Origin of the sequence: Flavobacterium fluviatile (genome assembly GCF_010645065.1) — a bacterium.
GTDB lineage: Bacteria > Bacteroidota > Bacteroidia > Flavobacteriales > Flavobacteriaceae > Flavobacterium > Flavobacterium fluviatile.
On sequence record NZ_JAADZW010000006.1, the window covers coordinates 103,874 to 120,298 of the forward strand.

General features: G+C 34.1%; 14 protein-coding genes. 8 read left to right on the plus strand and 6 right to left on the minus strand.

Annotated elements, in window-relative coordinates; genetic code table 11:
• The first annotated feature begins 129 nt into the window (after positions 1-129).
• From GXM17_RS08870 to GXM17_RS08885, 4 genes are all read left to right on the plus strand, one after another.
• Positions 130-1,857 carry a phospho-sugar mutase gene (locus tag GXM17_RS08870; RefSeq protein WP_163398973.1) on the plus strand — a complete coding sequence of 576 codons (1,728 nt, stop codon included), beginning with the start codon at positions 130-132 and terminating at the stop codon, positions 1,855-1,857.
• Positions 1,858-1,862: 5 nt separating this feature from the next.
• Positions 1,863-2,906: a PDDEXK nuclease domain-containing protein gene (locus tag GXM17_RS08875; RefSeq protein ID WP_163398974.1), complete on the plus strand. Its 1,044-nt coding sequence runs from the start codon at positions 1,863-1,865 to the stop codon at positions 2,904-2,906.
• A complete protein-coding gene (locus tag GXM17_RS08880; protein ID WP_163398975.1) occupies positions 2,899-4,728 on the plus strand; it encodes an ABC transporter ATP-binding protein in 1,830 nt (609 codons plus the stop codon). Before GXM17_RS08875 ends, GXM17_RS08880 begins: the two co-directional genes overlap by 8 nt.
• Before the next feature lie 121 nt (positions 4,729-4,849).
• Complete coding sequence (locus tag GXM17_RS08885) at positions 4,850-5,551, plus strand: DUF2971 domain-containing protein (protein ID WP_163398976.1); 702 nt, start codon at positions 4,850-4,852, stop codon at positions 5,549-5,551.
• 115 nt (positions 5,552-5,666) lie between these two features.
• Here GXM17_RS08885 and GXM17_RS08890 read toward each other — a convergent pair whose 3' ends face one another.
• The 4 genes from GXM17_RS08890 to GXM17_RS08905 are packed head-to-tail and all read right to left on the minus strand — an operon-like array spanning position 5,667 to position 11,225.
• Complete coding sequence (locus tag GXM17_RS08890; protein WP_163398977.1) at positions 5,667-6,386, minus strand: hypothetical protein; 720 nt, start codon at positions 6,384-6,386, stop codon at positions 5,667-5,669.
• A gap of 29 nt (positions 6,387-6,415) precedes the next feature.
• Positions 6,416-7,057: a hypothetical protein gene (locus GXM17_RS08895; RefSeq protein ID WP_163398978.1), complete on the minus strand. Its 642-nt coding sequence runs from the start codon at positions 7,055-7,057 to the stop codon at positions 6,416-6,418.
• A complete protein-coding gene (locus tag GXM17_RS08900) occupies positions 7,054-9,519 on the minus strand; it encodes a TonB-dependent receptor (protein WP_163398979.1) in 2,466 nt (821 codons plus the stop codon). The genes GXM17_RS08895 and GXM17_RS08900 overlap by 4 nt, the downstream gene beginning before the upstream one ends.
• 11 nt (positions 9,520-9,530) lie before the next feature.
• Positions 9,531-11,225 (minus strand): M23 family metallopeptidase, encoded by a 1,695-nt coding sequence (locus tag GXM17_RS08905; protein WP_163398980.1) that lies wholly within the window; start codon positions 11,223-11,225, stop codon positions 9,531-9,533.
• 180 nt (positions 11,226-11,405) lie between these two features.
• Between GXM17_RS08905 and GXM17_RS08910 the strand changes: the two genes are divergently transcribed.
• The 3 genes from GXM17_RS08910 to rny all read left to right on the plus strand — a co-directional run bounded on the left by GXM17_RS08910 (position 11,406) and on the right by rny (position 13,763).
• On the plus strand, positions 11,406-11,696 hold the full coding sequence (locus GXM17_RS08910; RefSeq protein ID WP_163398981.1) for a hypothetical protein: 291 nt from the start codon (positions 11,406-11,408) through the stop codon (positions 11,694-11,696).
• A 6-nt stretch (positions 11,697-11,702) separates the two neighbouring features.
• Complete coding sequence (locus GXM17_RS08915; protein WP_163398982.1) at positions 11,703-11,996, plus strand: cell division protein ZapA; 294 nt, start codon at positions 11,703-11,705, stop codon at positions 11,994-11,996.
• Positions 11,997-12,203: 207 nt separating this feature from the next.
• Entirely contained in the window at positions 12,204-13,763 is a 1,560-nt protein-coding gene (gene rny / locus GXM17_RS08920; RefSeq protein WP_163398983.1) for a ribonuclease Y, read from the plus strand.
• A 192-nt stretch (positions 13,764-13,955) separates the two neighbouring features.
• Here the strand turns inward: rny and xerD are convergent, their stop codons facing one another.
• Together xerD and GXM17_RS08930 are read right to left on the minus strand one after the other, a co-directional pair.
• On the minus strand, positions 13,956-14,852 hold the full coding sequence (gene xerD / locus GXM17_RS08925) for a site-specific tyrosine recombinase XerD (protein WP_163398984.1): 897 nt from the start codon (positions 14,850-14,852) through the stop codon (positions 13,956-13,958).
• An 80-nt stretch (positions 14,853-14,932) separates the two neighbouring features.
• A complete protein-coding gene (locus GXM17_RS08930) occupies positions 14,933-15,439 on the minus strand; it encodes a porin family protein (protein ID WP_163398985.1) in 507 nt (168 codons plus the stop codon).
• 352 nt (positions 15,440-15,791) lie between these two features.
• Between GXM17_RS08930 and GXM17_RS08935 the strand changes: the two genes are divergently transcribed.
• The gene (locus GXM17_RS08935) at positions 15,792-16,355 is read left to right on the plus strand and encodes a porin family protein (protein ID WP_163398986.1); all 564 of its coding nucleotides are present in this window, start codon (positions 15,792-15,794) and stop codon (positions 16,353-16,355) included.
• Positions 16,356-16,425: the final 70 nt, after the last annotated feature.

A 16,425-nucleotide genomic window follows, 5' to 3' on the forward strand; every position in this document is an offset into this window, starting at 1 on the left:
GAAATGCCCTAGCCCTGATGGGAACGGCATCCTTTTGTGGAGGGTTTCCCTACAAAAGATATAGTGAACAGCAGGATTAGCTCCGGAAAAATTCCTATCTTTAATTAAACATTTAAAAAATTTAGTTACATGAATATCGCACCTAATATTTTAGACGCCGTAAACGAATGGTTAACACCAACATTTGATAAAGAAACACAAGCTGCTGTTAAGGAATTAATGACCACATCGCCAAAAGAACTTGAAGAAAGTTTTTATAAAAATCTTGAATTTGGAACTGGAGGAATGCGTGGTATTATGGGTATTGGCAACAATCGCATCAACAAATACACACTTGGAAAAAACACACAGGGCCTTTCTGATTACCTCCATGAAGTTTTTCCGAATCAGCAAATAAAAGTGGTAATTGCTTACGACTGCCGCCACAACAGTAACACTCTGGCAAAAGTAGTTGCCGATGTCTTTTCTGCAAACGGAATTCAGGTTTATCTGTTTTCAGATTTACGCCCAACCCCTGAATTATCTTTCGCACTTAAATATTTAGAATGTCAATGCGGAATTGTATTGACTGCTTCGCACAATCCTCCTGAATACAATGGCTACAAAGTATATTGGGAAGACGGAGGACAAATAGTTCCTCCTCAGGATGCGGCTATTATAAAAGTTATCGAAAGCTTAGATTACGATAAAATCAAATTCAACGCAAATGAAAGTCTAATTCAGTATATTGACACTGAAATTGACAAGGCTTTTGTTAAATCCTCTATCGAAAACGCAAGTTTTAATACACCGGCTGAAGCCAAAGACAATCTGCATATTGTTTTTACTTCATTGCACGGAACTTCGATAAAATCAATTCCGGACACTTTGTCTGAAGCAGGTTATAAAAATGTTCATATCGTTCCGGAGCAGGCGGTTCCAGATGGAAATTTCCCTACAGTTAAATCTCCAAATCCTGAAGAGCCGGAAGCACTGACTATGGCTTTGGCTTTAGCTGATAAAACCAATTCGGATATTGTGGTGGGAACTGACCCTGATTGTGACCGTTTAGGTGTTGCTGTTCGTAATGACGACGGCAAAATGATTTTGCTGAACGGAAACCAGACAATGATCCTAATGACCGCTTTTTTATTGGAACAATGGAAAAAAGCAGGAAAAATTAACGGAAAACAATTTGTTGGTTCTACAATTGTTTCTACACCAATGATTATGGAGCTTGCTTCTGCTTATAATGTAGGATTTAAAGTTGGCTTAACAGGTTTTAAATGGATTGCTAAAATGATTAAAGATTTTCCTGAACTTCAATTTATTGGAGGAGGAGAAGAAAGTTTTGGCTATATGGTAGGCGATGCTGTTCGTGATAAAGATGCTGTTGCTGCAACGCTCTTAATTTGCGAAGTTGCTGCTCAGGAAAAAGCAAAAGGGAGCTCTGTGTACAAAGCTTTATTGCAGCTTTATGCTGATTATGGCTTTTATAAAGAACATTTGGTTTCTCTTACCAAAAAGGGAATAGAAGGCTTAGCAGAAATCAATCAGATGATGATTTCTTTACGCGAAAATCCATTAAAAGAAATTGACGGACAAAGAGTAGTGATGATTGAAGATTACAAATCTTCTATCGCTAAAAACTTATTTACAGGAGAAGAAGAACCTATTGATATGCCTAAATCTGATGTTTTAATTTATTATACTGAAGACGGATCTAAAATATGCGCGAGACCAAGCGGAACAGAGCCTAAAATCAAATTTTACATTAGCGTAAAAACCGAATTAGAGAACGTTGAAGATTTCAATAAAACAGAAAAGATTTTAGATCAAAAAATACAAAATATTATTGCAGATATGCAATTGAATTAATATTAATGACAAACCAGCCTGACAAAAATGATAGTCCGGAGCTATTAAATTCAATTGTTGAATTAATAGATCAGACTCGTCACAATGTTGCCAAAACGGTTAATCAGGAATTAACGCTGTTATATTGGAAAATCGGAAAAAGTATAAATGAAGAGATTCTTAAAAATGACAGGGCCGATTATGGCAAGAAACTTATTCTTAACTTAAGTAATGAGCTTTCTAACAAATACGGCAGTGGTTTTAATAAAAGAAACCTACATAGCTTCATAAAGCTAAACAGTGTTCTTCAAGACTTTACAATTGTGCACACACTGTGTGCACAATTGAGTTGGTCTCACATCCGAAACTTAATTTACATCGAAAACAACACAAAACGTGAGTTTTACATTCAGATGAGCATACACGAACGCTGGAGTGTAAGAACTTTACAAGAACGTATTGACAGCATGCTGTTTGAAAGAACCGCTATTAGTCAAAAACCGAAACAAACTATTCTTAATGATTTGGAGTTATTAAAGACTACAAAACAAATCAGTCCTGATTTAACTTTTCGTGATCCTTATTTTTTAGATTTCCTGGGACTTCATGACACTTATTCTGAAAAAGATTTAGAGAGCTCAATTCTCGCACAACTTCAAAACTTCATCACTGAAATGGGCAGCGAATTTGCCTTTCTTGCCCGACAAAAACGAATAATAATTGATGATGAAGACTTCTACATTGATCTTCTTTTTTATCATCGGGGTTTAAGACGTTTAGTTGCCATTGATTTAAAATTGGGAAAATTTAAAGCCAGTTATAAAGGCCAGATGGAACTATATCTTCGGTGGTTAGAGAAAAACGAACAAAAAGAAGGAGAAAACAAACCAATTGGATTAATTTTGTGCAGTGAAAAATCACCAGAACAAATCAATTATTTAATGCTTGATAATGATGAGCAAATCAAAGTTTCGGCTTATTTAACCCAATTACCAGAAAAAAAATTATTACTGGAGAAACTCGAAAGAGCCATCGCAATAGCAGAAAACAATATCCATAAAAATGAGTAATTTCAAAAAAATACTACCTTTTATATACCCTTATAAAAAATACGCCTTCTTAAACATCTTTTTTAATGTTTTGTATGCGCTTTTCAGCACCCTTTCTTTCATGGCATTAATCCCGATGATTCAGGTTCTATTTGACAAAACGAAAAGAAATACTGTCAGACCTGCCTATGAAGGAATCGCACACCTGAAAGAGTATGGAGAGAACTACTTAAGTTATTATATCACCACCAATACAGATCAAAATAATCCCGGTTTTGTACTTTCGGTTATGGTAGCAATTATCATTTCTATCTTTCTATTAAAAAATCTGGCTGATTATCTGGCAATGTTTTTTATTACTTATTTAAGAAATGGTGTTTTGAAAGATATGCGAAATGCGATGTACAAAAAAACACTGGAATTGCCATTGGCTTTCTTTTCTGAGAAACGAAAAGGAGATGTTATTTCGAGAATTTCTGCGGATGTAAACGAGGTTCAGAATTCTTTTTTGGCCATTTTAGAGCTTATAGTAAAAGAACCATTAACCATAATCTTTACCATAGTTGCTATGTTGATTCTTAGTGCCAAACTGACCTTGTTTGTTTTTGTGTTCATTCCGGTTTCAGGATATATCATTTCCTTAATTGGCAAACAGCTCAAAAAGAAATCCAGCAAAGCACAGCAGGAACAAGGCACATTTTTATCTACTATTGAAGAAACTATTGGAGGGTTAAAAGTAGTCAAAGGATACAATGCTGAACATTATTTCAATACTGTGTTTCGAAATTCAACAGACCGTTTTTTTAAATTATCAAACAGTATCGGACATCGTCAGAACTTAGCTTCTCCTGCCAGTGAATTTATGGGAATCATGGTAATTACTATTCTATTATGGTACGGTGGCCAGATGGTTTTGATTGAAAAAACACTGGATGGGGCATCTTTTATTGCTTACATGGGATTAGCTTACAACATTCTTACCCCTGCAAAATCAATTTCAAAAGCATCTTATGCCGTAAAAAGAGGAAATGCAGCTGCTGACCGGGTACTGGAAATCTTGGAACAGGAAAACACAATTGCTTCCAAAGAAAACGCCATTGAAAAAGCAACCTTTGACCACAACATTAATGTTCAAAACATTAATTTCAAATATGAAAATGAAACGGTTTTAAAAGACTTTTCTCTTGAAATCAAAAAAGGCCAGACTGTTGCCTTAGTAGGGCAGTCAGGAAGCGGAAAAAGTACTATTGCGAACCTGCTAACCCGTTTTTACGATGTAAATGACGGCTCAATTTCTATAGACGGAGTAAACATAAAAGAGATGAATCTTCAGTCTCTTAGAAGTTTGATGGGGCTGGTTACCCAGGATAGCATTTTATTCAATGACACAATCAAAGCTAATATTTCCTTAGGAAAATTAGATGCTACAGATGACGAAATCATTGAAGCTTTAAAAATAGCTAATGCTTATGAATTTGTAAAAGAATTGCCTTTGGGCATTTATACTAACATTGGCGACAGCGGAAATAAATTATCCGGAGGACAGAAACAACGTTTGTCTATTGCACGTGCAGTACTTAAAAATCCTCCTATCATGATTCTTGATGAAGCAACATCTGCACTGGATACAGAAAGCGAAAAATTTGTTCAGGTTGCCCTTGAAAACATGATGCAGAACAGAACCTCAATTGTGATCGCACACCGCCTTTCTACGATTCAGAAAGCTGATTTAATTGTTGTAATGCAAAAAGGACGAATTGTAGAACAGGGAACTCATGAAGAATTAATTGCGCACAACGGCACATACAACAAACTGGTAACAATGCAGTCTTTTGAATCTTAAGATTCACGTACAATTACCATTTACACAGATTAAGGAAACATTAAAACTGAGTTTAATTCCCTTAATCTGTTTATTTTTATAACTTTAGGTTAGTTAAAGAAAATCATTTAATTCCCTCGAAATGTATCTTAACAACCCAAACATAAAACTGCCTGACGATCCTGATACCGTTGTCTGGAAATATCTTGATTTATCTAAATTTCTTGATTTACTACTTTCGAAAAAATTATTCATGTCCCGTTCTGACAAATTTGAGGATCAGTATGAAGGAACATTCAGCGAACCAACGTTCGAAGAAATTAAAAAACTTGCCATTGACAATCCTGACTTTTTAAATTATTACAAAACGCATCGGGAAAAAGTAGCAGTGAGCAGCTGGCATATTAACGAATACGAATCGTTTGCAATGTGGCAGATTTTTACACAAAACAGCGAAGGATTAGCCATACAGTCCACAATTGGAAGATTGCAAAAAGCGGTAAATCCTGAGCAAAATTTTGACCAGTATATCGGTGAGGTAAATTATATTGACTACAAAAAAGAATACATTCCGTTTGATAATTCTTTCTTTCCTTTTTTGTTTAAGCGAAAAAGCTTTCAGTACGAACGGGAAGTTCGTATTCTGACAGACACTTCCCAAAGCAATTTAAAACTGAATGAAGGATTAAAAATTAGTGTTGATATCAATCAGCTGATTGAAAAAATATACATTCATCCCAAATCAGAAAACTGGTATAAAAAACTGGTTATTGAATTGGTGGATCGCCTGGGATTTGGATTAGAAATAGAAAAATCAGATCTGGAAAGTGATATTCTTATTTAAGAGACTAAGATTCTGAGACGCTAAGATTCTAAGTTTTTTTATTGTTGACTAAAAGAAAAACCGCATAGAAAATAAAATTTCTACGCGGTTATTTATCTTTTCAAATCTTAGCATCTTAAATTGGTTTGTAGTTTTTTACTTCCCATTTTTTTAAAGCCAGATCGATATAATTATAATGCAAAACATCGTTTTTATCAAACTGCCCATTTTGATTGGTATCTTCAATTGTTCTGAAATAGAGGCGGTTTTTTAATTCAATTATACTCCAGTCAACAAGTTCGTGCAAATCTGTAGATACTTTTGTAAAATTTTCTCCGCTAATATCACTCAGATAGAGGGTTTTGATATCTCCAGTATCTATTTTGCCATCCTTATTTGTATCTGAATCTGTAAGCGTATAAACCATGATTTTATTTTGTGTTTTATCAGCAATTGTTTTCAAATAGGTTGCTGTTAATATCAAAATAGGTTTATCAGACAGTGGCCGTATGGAATCTGAATCTATTTTTTGAAATTTCAAGTTTTGCAGATAACCTGTTATTTCATGTTCACCTAAATTAGAAATAGTAAAACTCACGTCATTTACAGTTGAAGATCCGTAACGGGCTTTTGATCCTTTTTCAAAAACGCGCAAATCTCCAACAGGATGTATAAGATAGTTAGTTCCTTCCATCTGGATTGGCAAATCTGCTATTTCAATTTGTGTTGAATCTGTTTTACTGACACTTACTTTGTTCGAAACATCATAACTCACTTTTGGTTTTTGAACTTCTTCGCGGCAGCTGATGAATGTTGCTGCAATTGCTAAGGCTGTATATTTAAAGTACTTTTTCATCTACAAATTATATTCGATTATCAAATATACTATTTTTGATTGTAATTTTGGTTTTTATTGAATTTTACTAAACTAAAGATGTTTAAAAGTAAAATTCCAAAATACCCCATAAAAATTATCCAGTACTTTTTATAGAGAGTTACAATGTACTGAAACTGTTTTTCTTTCTCCATTTCCAAAAAATACGATTTATTCGCTTCGTAATATCCACAACTAAAATATTTTATTGTTCCTGAAAATTTAGTTGGCTTTGGCATTGAAACTGACAAAACATAAATATCATCTTTATAATGAGTCCATAATTCTACCTTCTCTTCAACTATAAGATTAATAACGCTAATAAATGTATTATAATCTGTTTTTGAATCAAAATGAATTTTAGCTCCATTAATTGTATCGTATTTTCTAACAAGATCCCTAACAAAAAACCTCAACTCCTTGAGTTCTTCAGATTTATCTTGTTTAAAACTAAAGTCTTTATATTTCCTTAAATCCTTAATCCTATATTTCTCAAATTCTTCTTTTGTTGCAACAGAGATATCCAGACAGCCCTCAACTTTAAAAGCATCGGTTTTATAAAAATGATAAAAACAAAACAATGGAATCAAAACCAAAGAAATCATCCCCGGAACATAAAAAATCTTTTTTCTTTTTTTACGTTCTTCTATCATAACCTCGCATTCAGCTTTATATTAAAAACCCTTGAAGTCATATAATTCGGAATCGCATATTGATTTTTAGAATAGGCATCACGCACCCAGGTATTCGTTATAGCATTCTGATTATTAAAAAGATTGAATATTTCCAATCCTAATGACAACTCCTTAAATTTTTTAAACCAGCTTGCTTTTACTGAATTATTCTGATCAATAAAAACTTTTGCAAAACCAACATCAGCTCTTCTGTAATCATTTAGCCTGTTTTGGTATAAATAAGGATCTGAGTAAGAAGGCGAACCTCCCGGCAAACCAGTATTGTAAACTAAATTGAGATATAATTTTATACTTGGGATATTAGGCATATAGTCCTGAAACAACATTGCAAATTTCAGTCTTTGGTCTGTTGGCCTGGCGATAAAACCTTTGTTTTCGTAATTCTCTTCCGTTTTAAGGTACCCGAAACTTATCCAGGATTCTGTTCCGGGAACGAACTCTCCATTCAGCCTGAAATCGACTCCCTGCGCATACGCTTTGGCATTGTTATCTGCCACATATCGAATTCGTACATTGTCAATTGAATAAGTGTTTACATCTGAGAGTGACTTATAATACAATTCTGTTACCCATTTAAACGGACGATTCCACATTTTAAAATTGTAATCGTTACTCAAAACAAAATGCACAGACTGTTGCGCTTTTACATTTGGATTAACTTCTCCATTAAAATCACGAAGTTCACGATAAAACGGAGGCTGATGGTACAATCCTCCCGAAAGCCTGAAAATCATATCCATATCCCAATCAGGTTTTAAGGCAAATTGTGCACGAGGGCTAAAAACTGTCTGATTATTACCTTCTACAGCAGCTCCGGAAACCTGCCAGCTTTGAAAACGTGCTCCAATAGTATACCAGAATTGACTGGGTCCCAAATAAGTCTTGTTACTCCATTGTGCATAACCGGAAAACCGGTTTATATCATTTAAATTGGTTGCACGAATATTTTGATATGGCAAAAGCGGTCCTGTATAAGGCTGATAAGGCTGATTATTTTTAGGAAGATCCAAAATAGGCGGATTTAATGAAAATCCTGCTGAATCAATCATTTCCCATTCAACAATTCTGTCACGTATTGATTCTCTGGTAAATTTTAACCCAAATTCTATCTGGTTATTATCCTTCCATTCCTTAAAACCTTTAATCTCAATATTTGCAATCAAAGCATCCAGATCGTTTCGGGCGTGATTAAGCTGGGTTCCAATTCCTCTTGTAAAATCGACATCATCCGGATTCATATTTCCTTCTTCATCTACATTTCCCAATCGGTATTGTGCCAGAATATCAAAATGTTCCTTCTCAATCGTATGGAATAAAGATCCGATCAATTTAAAAGTAAGTGTCGAAGAAGCTTTATAAGTTGTTTTTATGGCTCCAAAATAGGTATCGTACTGATCCTTTTCCTGACCCTCATAAAAAACAGCCAGTGCCATTGGCTGATCTATCGTACCAAATTTTGTTTCGCGGGTTAAGGGCTGGTATAAATATTTATTTTGCGAAATATTTCCCAAAAAACTCAACTGCCATTTTTGAGAAACATCATAATTTATGTTCGTCTGAATATCGGCAAATGTTGGGGTATAATTGGTCTGTGTATCCTGACTGTTGACCAGCAGACTATTGTTGCGATAACGGACGCCTGTAACTGCAGACCATTTTTTATTTTTAGAAACTGCATCAAAAGAAATGCTTCCGCCAAGAAAACTTGCTTCGAGAGAAGCCCCAAATTGTGTGGGTTTTCTATAACTTATATCTAAAACCGAAGAAAGTTTATCTCCAAATTTTGACTGAAATCCTCCGGCAGAAAAATCAATATTCTGTACCAAATCTGTATTCGTAAAACTTAATCCCTCCTGTTGTCCGGAGCGGATTAAAAATGGACGATAGACTTCTATTTCATTTACGTAAACCAGATTTTCATCATAATTCCCTCCACGAACCGCATATTGCGTACTTAATTCGTTGTTCGAATTCACTCCAGGCAATGTTTTCAGAACATTTTCTATACCGGCATTTGCTCCCGGCATTTTTTTTATGGTACTCTGATCAATAACCGTAATACCCTGAACACGTTTTTTGTTTTTAGAAGACACAAAAACCTCTCCCATCTGTTCTTCAGAAGTGCTCATTACTGGATTAAAAACAAACGTTTCGTAGGGTTTTAGATTTACCGTTAACGTCATCATTTTTAAAGAAATGTGCGTGAAAACCAAAACGACCTTTTTGTTTGATGGCACAAAAATATCAAAGTGTCCTTTAGCATTTGATTTTGCTGCTTTATCTCCCGTAGTAATATTTACATCGGCTACCGGACGGCTCTCACTGTCTAAAATTACCCCTTTCACGCGGGCACTCTGTGCAGATGCAGTATAACCAATCCATAAAAAAAGGAAAAAAAATAGTAATTTAAAATTATTCAAACGCCTGGATTTTATTTTTGTTGACTTCTAAAAAAATGAGTTTCAAAGATAGCAGAATTCCCCACATTATCAACTACTTCAATTTTTAAATCATTAGCGCCTTCAGCGATTATGCTATCATCAAAAGTATGTGTTATTTTTCTCGTTTTATTATCATATTCAAACAAAATCCAGTTTCCATTCAGATATCCGTTGTAAGATTTAACTCCTGATAAAGCATCCCCAATCGTAAACTGAATATTTTTAACACCCGTAATCCATTTATCCTGAATTACCTTATTGATTTTTATAACCGGAGCAATCGTATCCAAAACTAAACCGTACTGACCTAATGTTTTTGATTTTATTGTAAAAACATCATTTTTTCTGGTTGTAGCATTATAAATTTTACTGTTTCCGTTCAATCTTGCAATAAAAAGTTTATCTCTTAGATTTTCTGCATAAGTACTGTCTTTTATAGTAACTGTAAAATTTGAATGAACCGGAACAACATCTTCATGAATATAGATCCGATTATTCTTTACGTCAAAATTCAAATTAAAATCTTCATAAAATGTGTTCGCCGGAAAGAAAACTGACATGTTATCTTTTTCAAAATTCGAATCTTTGTCGTATCGGACAAAATATTTTCCTGTTACAGGCTCTTGATTTATGATTGGTGTTTCTGAGTCATATTCTATCGGAACCGTAACTGAGTTCAAATTTCCAAAATAGTCAGAAACTTCAATTCTGTAACTTGAAGCCAAATTAGGTTCTACAGGAATTACTCCATGAAGCGAATCTGTTTTAATAATACTCAGTGCAAAAGGCGTTTTCATAAACAACTTCTGCACACGCTGACCCGTTTTTTTATATCTTGGATAATCAATAAGGGCATTGATAAAACGCATTTCGTCAAAAGAATAAGTGTTAAACTGATAATTGTATTTAGGATCGCCGTTTAAAAAACCAGTAACATTAAAAACCCCGTTTCTGTTTTTAGAAACATCATCAAAATCGACAGCATTAATCCCAAAACCTATTTTACCGTTCGCTTTTACTTTACCCGCCAGATAGGTTCCGTCTTTTTGAAGTGAAAGATTTAGTAATAAAGGCTGCCTGGACTGATTAACCGTTGTGTTCTCTATCGGATAAACAAATAAACCGGAAATGGTTGGCTTTCTGTTATCTTTTAAATAATTATCAAATCCAAAAAACATAGGATTAATAACAAACTCTGTTTTCGTATCACGAAACTCAAAATGCAGATGCGGCCCTTCAGAAGAACCTGTATTACCCGAAAGCGCAATTAATTCACCTTTCGTAACAGGAAGTTCCTCCGGTTTTGGAAACATTTCGATTTCAAAGGACTTTTCTTTGTAGTGTGTTTTATGAATATAGTCCTGAATTGGGCCAACTGCTGTTTTCAAATGTCCATAAACAGAAGTATAACCATTTGGATGCGTAATATAGATACATTTACCGTTTCCAAAAGTCGAGATTTTTATTCGGGATACATAACCATCAGCAACAGCATATACATTAAGTCCTTCTCTCTGATTGGTTTTTAAATCAAATCCGGCATGAAAGTGATTAGGCCTCAACTCTCCAAAATTCCCTGAAAGCTGCATTGGAATATCCAGGGGTGACCGAAAATAATCTTTAGGATACTGAGTCTGTGCAAAAATAATATTGTAAGCAAATAAAAAAAATAAAGAAAATCTCATGAGTAACATTTTTGCTAAGATAAAAAAATAAGGTGCGAAAACCGAAGATAAAAGGTCCAAAAACACAATTCACTGAATTTCATCACTTTGCTTATTTTTAATGTAAAAAAATCGATAAAAAATTGCATTAATAAAAAGGAATACTAACTTTGTAGGATTAAGTAATGAATAGGATTTATAATGAGTGTAATTGCTGAAATAATTGATACTCTTGAATATAAAGTCGAAAAGCTTTTTGCGAAATCAAAGGCTTTAGAAAAAAACAATCAGGATTTACGATTAGAATTAAACAAAGCAGCGCAAATTATCCAGAAACAGTCTGAAGAAATTGAAGCTTTGAAGAAGCAATATGAAACACTTAAGATAGCCAATTCGTTGCTCGGCAGCGACAATAACAAGAGAGAGACAAAGCTTAAAATAAATTCATTAATTCGCGAAATTGATTACTGTATTGCACAACTATCAGATTAGTAAAATATGGACGGAAAACTTAAAATTAAAATATCAGTTGCAGACCGGGTTTATCCCTTAACGGTTGAGCCTGCTCAGGAAGAAGGACTTAGAAGTGCTTCTAAAAAAATTGATGCTATGATTAAGCAATTCGAAGAAAATTACGCAGTTCGCGATAAACAAGATGTATTGGCTATGTGTGCCCTGCAATTTGCATCACAGGTAGAACAAAAACAGATTGATAATACTAATGATGGACTTGAAACCATCGAAAGGATTAAAAGATTAAATTTGCTATTAGATCAATATCTCGAAAATTAACGTTCTTTACATAAACTAAGATACTGCCTACATTAGTTCACAATTGGTAAACTCAACACTAACAAATTAGAATGAGCAAATCGTCGCTACTATAGTATGCCCAGCTTTGACCGGGAAACTTGAACAGTGAGTTAGCTCAAAACTTGTCTTTACGAGTTTATTCAAGCAATTAATGTAGGCTTTTTTTATATATAAACCCTAACAAACATGGACATCATAACGATCATTATTGGTATTGTAGGTATTGCAGCAGGTTTTGCAATAGCTAAAATTATCGAGAAAAGTAATATTTCTAACCTAATTAAAAACGCAAAAAAAGAAGCAGCTTCAATCTTAAAAGACGCTAATTTAGAAGCAGAAAACATTAAAAAAGACAAAATTCTTCAGGCAAAAGAAAAGTTCATCGAATTAAAAGCAGAGCACGAACAGGTAATTCTGGCAAGAGATAAAAAAGTAGCTGAAGTTGAAAAAAGAGTTCGCGATAAAGAATCCCAGGTTTCAAATGAATTAGCTAAAGCTAAAAAAGTAAACGATGATTTTGAAGCCAAAACTCAGGAATACAATAACAAGATTGAACTCTTAGATAAAAAACAGACTGAAGTTGACAAACTACACAAAAGTCAGTTACAGCAACTGGAAGTGATTTCAGGACTTTCTGCAGAAGAAGCGAAAGAACAATTGGTAGAGGGATTAAAAGCCGAAGCTAAAAGCAAAGCTATGTCTCACATTCAGGAAACTATTGAAGAGGCAAAACTTACAGCTCAACAGGAAGCTAAAAAAATCATCATCAATACAATTCAAAGAGTTGGAACTGAAGAAGCGGTTGAAAATTGTGTGTCAGTATTCAACATTGAGTCTGATGATGTTAAGGGTAGAATCATTGGTCGTGAAGGACGCAACATTAGAGCTCTTGAGGCCGCAACAGGAGTAGAAATCATTGTTGATGACACACCTGAAGCTATTATTCTTTCATGCTTCGATCCTGTCCGCAGGGAGATTGCACGTTTGTCATTGCACAAACTTGTGACTGACGGACGTATTCACCCGGCAAGAATTGAAGAAGTTGTTGCTAAAACTGCAAAACAAATTGATGACGAAATTATCGAAGTGGGTAAACGTACTGTAATCGATTTAGGGATTCACGGATTGCACCCTGAATTAATCAAAGTGGTTGGTCGAATGAAATACCGTTCTTCTTACGGACAAAACTTACTACAACACTCGAGAGAAGTTTCTAAGCTTTGTGGCATTATGGCTGCAGAATTAGGTTTGAATGTAAAATTAGCCAAAAGAGCTGGTTTGCTTCATGATATTGGTAAAGTTCCGGATACTGAAAGTGATCTTCCTCACGCTTTGCTAGGTATGCAATGGGCTGAGAAATACGGTGAAAAAGAAGAAGTTTGCAACGCAATTGGGGCACACCATGATGAGATTGAAATGAAATCACTACTATCTCCAATTATTCAGGTGTGTGATGCGATTTCAGGAGCAAGACCGGGAGCAAGACGTCAGGTTCTGGATTCATACATACAGCGTCTGAAAGATCTCGAAGATGTGGCTTACGGGTTCAGCGGTGTTAAAAATGCTTACGCAATTCAGGCCGGAAGAGAACTTCGTGTAATTGTAGAGAGCGAAAAAGTTTCTGATGATAATGCAGCAAATTTATCTTTCGAAATTTCACAGAAAATCCAAACTGAAATGACTTATCCGGGTCAGGTAAAAGTGACCGTTATACGTGAAACCAGAGCCGTTAATATTGCTAAATAAGTTTCTCAAAAATATTTCCATAAAAAAACTTCTCAGCAACGGGAAGTTTTTTTTATTGTTAATTTATACGTTTACACATATTAACCCACCGTCAGTTCGAGCAGAGTTGAGATGCATTACTGGTTCTCGACTCCGCTCGAACTGACAAACACAAATAAACTAATAATGTCTCTAAAACGTATTAAAACACTATTATCTTCTGGGATGAAAAGTATGCATTACTTCTTTTAGAAAACTTCTGTCCAAATGAACATAGATTTCCGTTGTTGTTATAGATTCATGTCCAAGCATTAATTGAATTGAACGTAAATCGGCACCGTTTTCTAACAGATGTGTGGCAAAAGAGTGCCTTAAAGTATGCGGACTGATATTTTTATTCAAACCTGTTTTTACCGCTAAATCTTTAATAATAGTAAAAATCATAGCACGTGTTAATTGACTTCCTCTGCGATTTAAAAACAAGGTATCTTCGTGGCCTTTTTTGACATTCAAATGAGTTCGTATATCCTTACGATAAATTTCAATATATTTTTGCGTTAAGCCGCCAATAGGCACGAAACGTTCTTTGTTTCCTTTTCCGGTAATTTTAATAAAACCTTCGTCAAAAAACAGATCTGAAACTTTTAAAGAAATCAATTCAGAAACACGAAGCCCGCAGCCGTATAAAGTTTCAAGCATCGCCCTGTTTCTTTCCCCTTCATTTGAACTTAAATCGATAGCTGCTATCAAACTATCAATTTCTTCAACCGATAACGTATCAGGCAATTTACGCCCTGTTTTTGGTGTTTCGATCAGTTCCATCGGATTATCTGTGCGGTAATCTTCAAAAACCAAATAATTAAAAAAGCTTTTTAAGCCCGAAATAATCCTGGCCTGTGACCTTGGATTAACTTCTTTTGAAACCGAATAAATAAATTGCTGAACCGTTTCATCTGAAATTTTTATTGGAGAAATATCTATTTGATTAGTTTCTAAAAAAAGATAAAATCGCTCAATATCGAAACCATAATTCTCGATTGTATTTTTAGACAAACCACGCTCTATTCGCAAATAAGACTGATAATCTTTTATATAATTTTTCCAATTCATATTCACAAAGTAACATATTTTTTGAGCATAAAAAAACCTTCCGGTTAGGGAAGGTTTTAAAATATAAATATTTTCTTTTATTAGAAATGTAAAGCAAATCCAACATTGAATTGAAGAAAACTTTCAGCAATTTCATCATCAGTAGTAACATTGTAACGGATACCTGGCTCAATAGAAACGTTTGGCCCTAAAAAGATAGCATATCCACCTTGTAAACCTACAAAAGAAGGATTATCATCAGCATCTTTAATACTAACTCCAGTATAAGAAAGCTCTACTGGGATTTTGTTTATTACATAATATTTTGCTCCAATTTTGTATGAGAAAATACTACTGTCAAAACCATCATCTCCATATCCTAGACCAAGTTTAATAGCTAAGTTATCAGCTACAAAATATCCACCTTCAGCACCAACATTCCAAGCAGTTTCACCATCTACAGATGTTAAAGAGAAGGCTGTGTTTCCTGTACCAGCACCAAAAGCAGTATTTGCTTCAATTAACCATTTTCCTTTTGCTGTTTGTTCTTGCGCATTAGCGAATCCAAATGCCATAACTGCGATTGCAGATAAAATAATTTTTTTCATTTTTTTTGATAAATTAATGATTATTTAGTAGGACAAATCTATGTGAATTATTAGTACCAAACCAAATTAAAATATCAAATAATCATTGAATTATGTTTAAAAAATCTTGTTAATACAAACAAAAAACTTAAAATCAAATGTTTACATTTTTAAAAATCACTAAAAACCGTTAGATAAAAAATTATTTAATTATTAGTAAAATTCTTTCTTATCTAAATATATAAGGACTGTTTCTTGTTAAATTTTTAAATTAAAAAATGGAAATATTGAAACTACAATCAACAATAATTATAACTAAAATGAGTTTTCATACATGTTACTTTGTAACAATCTAAATCTTAAAATTAACATTATGAAAAAACTATTTTTAGCAGTGGTTTTGTTTTTTGCAACAGCTGCATCCATTCAGGCACAATTATTAAAAATCGGGGTTAAAGCCGGGGTTAACTTTGCTAACCAGACAGGAGATGCCTTTGACGCTCCTAACGTTGACAAAGAAGGTATCACAAGTTATCATGCCGGTTTAGTAGCCGAAATCAAATTACTGGATAAGTTTTCTGTGCAGCCTGAGCTTTTATATTCAACTGTGGGTGCAAAATATAAAATTGACGAGGTAAGCGAGGATATTAAAAATGAATTAGGCTACTTATCTATCCCTGTAATGGCTAAATTTTATTTAACAGATTCTTTTAGTCTTGAAGTAGGTCCTCAGGCTTCCTTTTTATTAAGTGAAAAAGACGATGTAGAGTTGGGAGATGCAGAAACTTTCGAATTTGGTCTTAATGCCGGATTAGGATTTAAGATAACAGAAAACTTTTTTATTCAGGGTCGTTATGGTTTAGGATTAACTGAAGCTTCAAAAAATGCAGATGTTAAAAACTCAACTATCCAATTGTCTGCCGGATTTATGTTCTAAAAAATAATATCACATCTTTTATTAAAACCGTTCTGTTTATTCAGAGCGGTTTTTTATTTTTACACAGTTC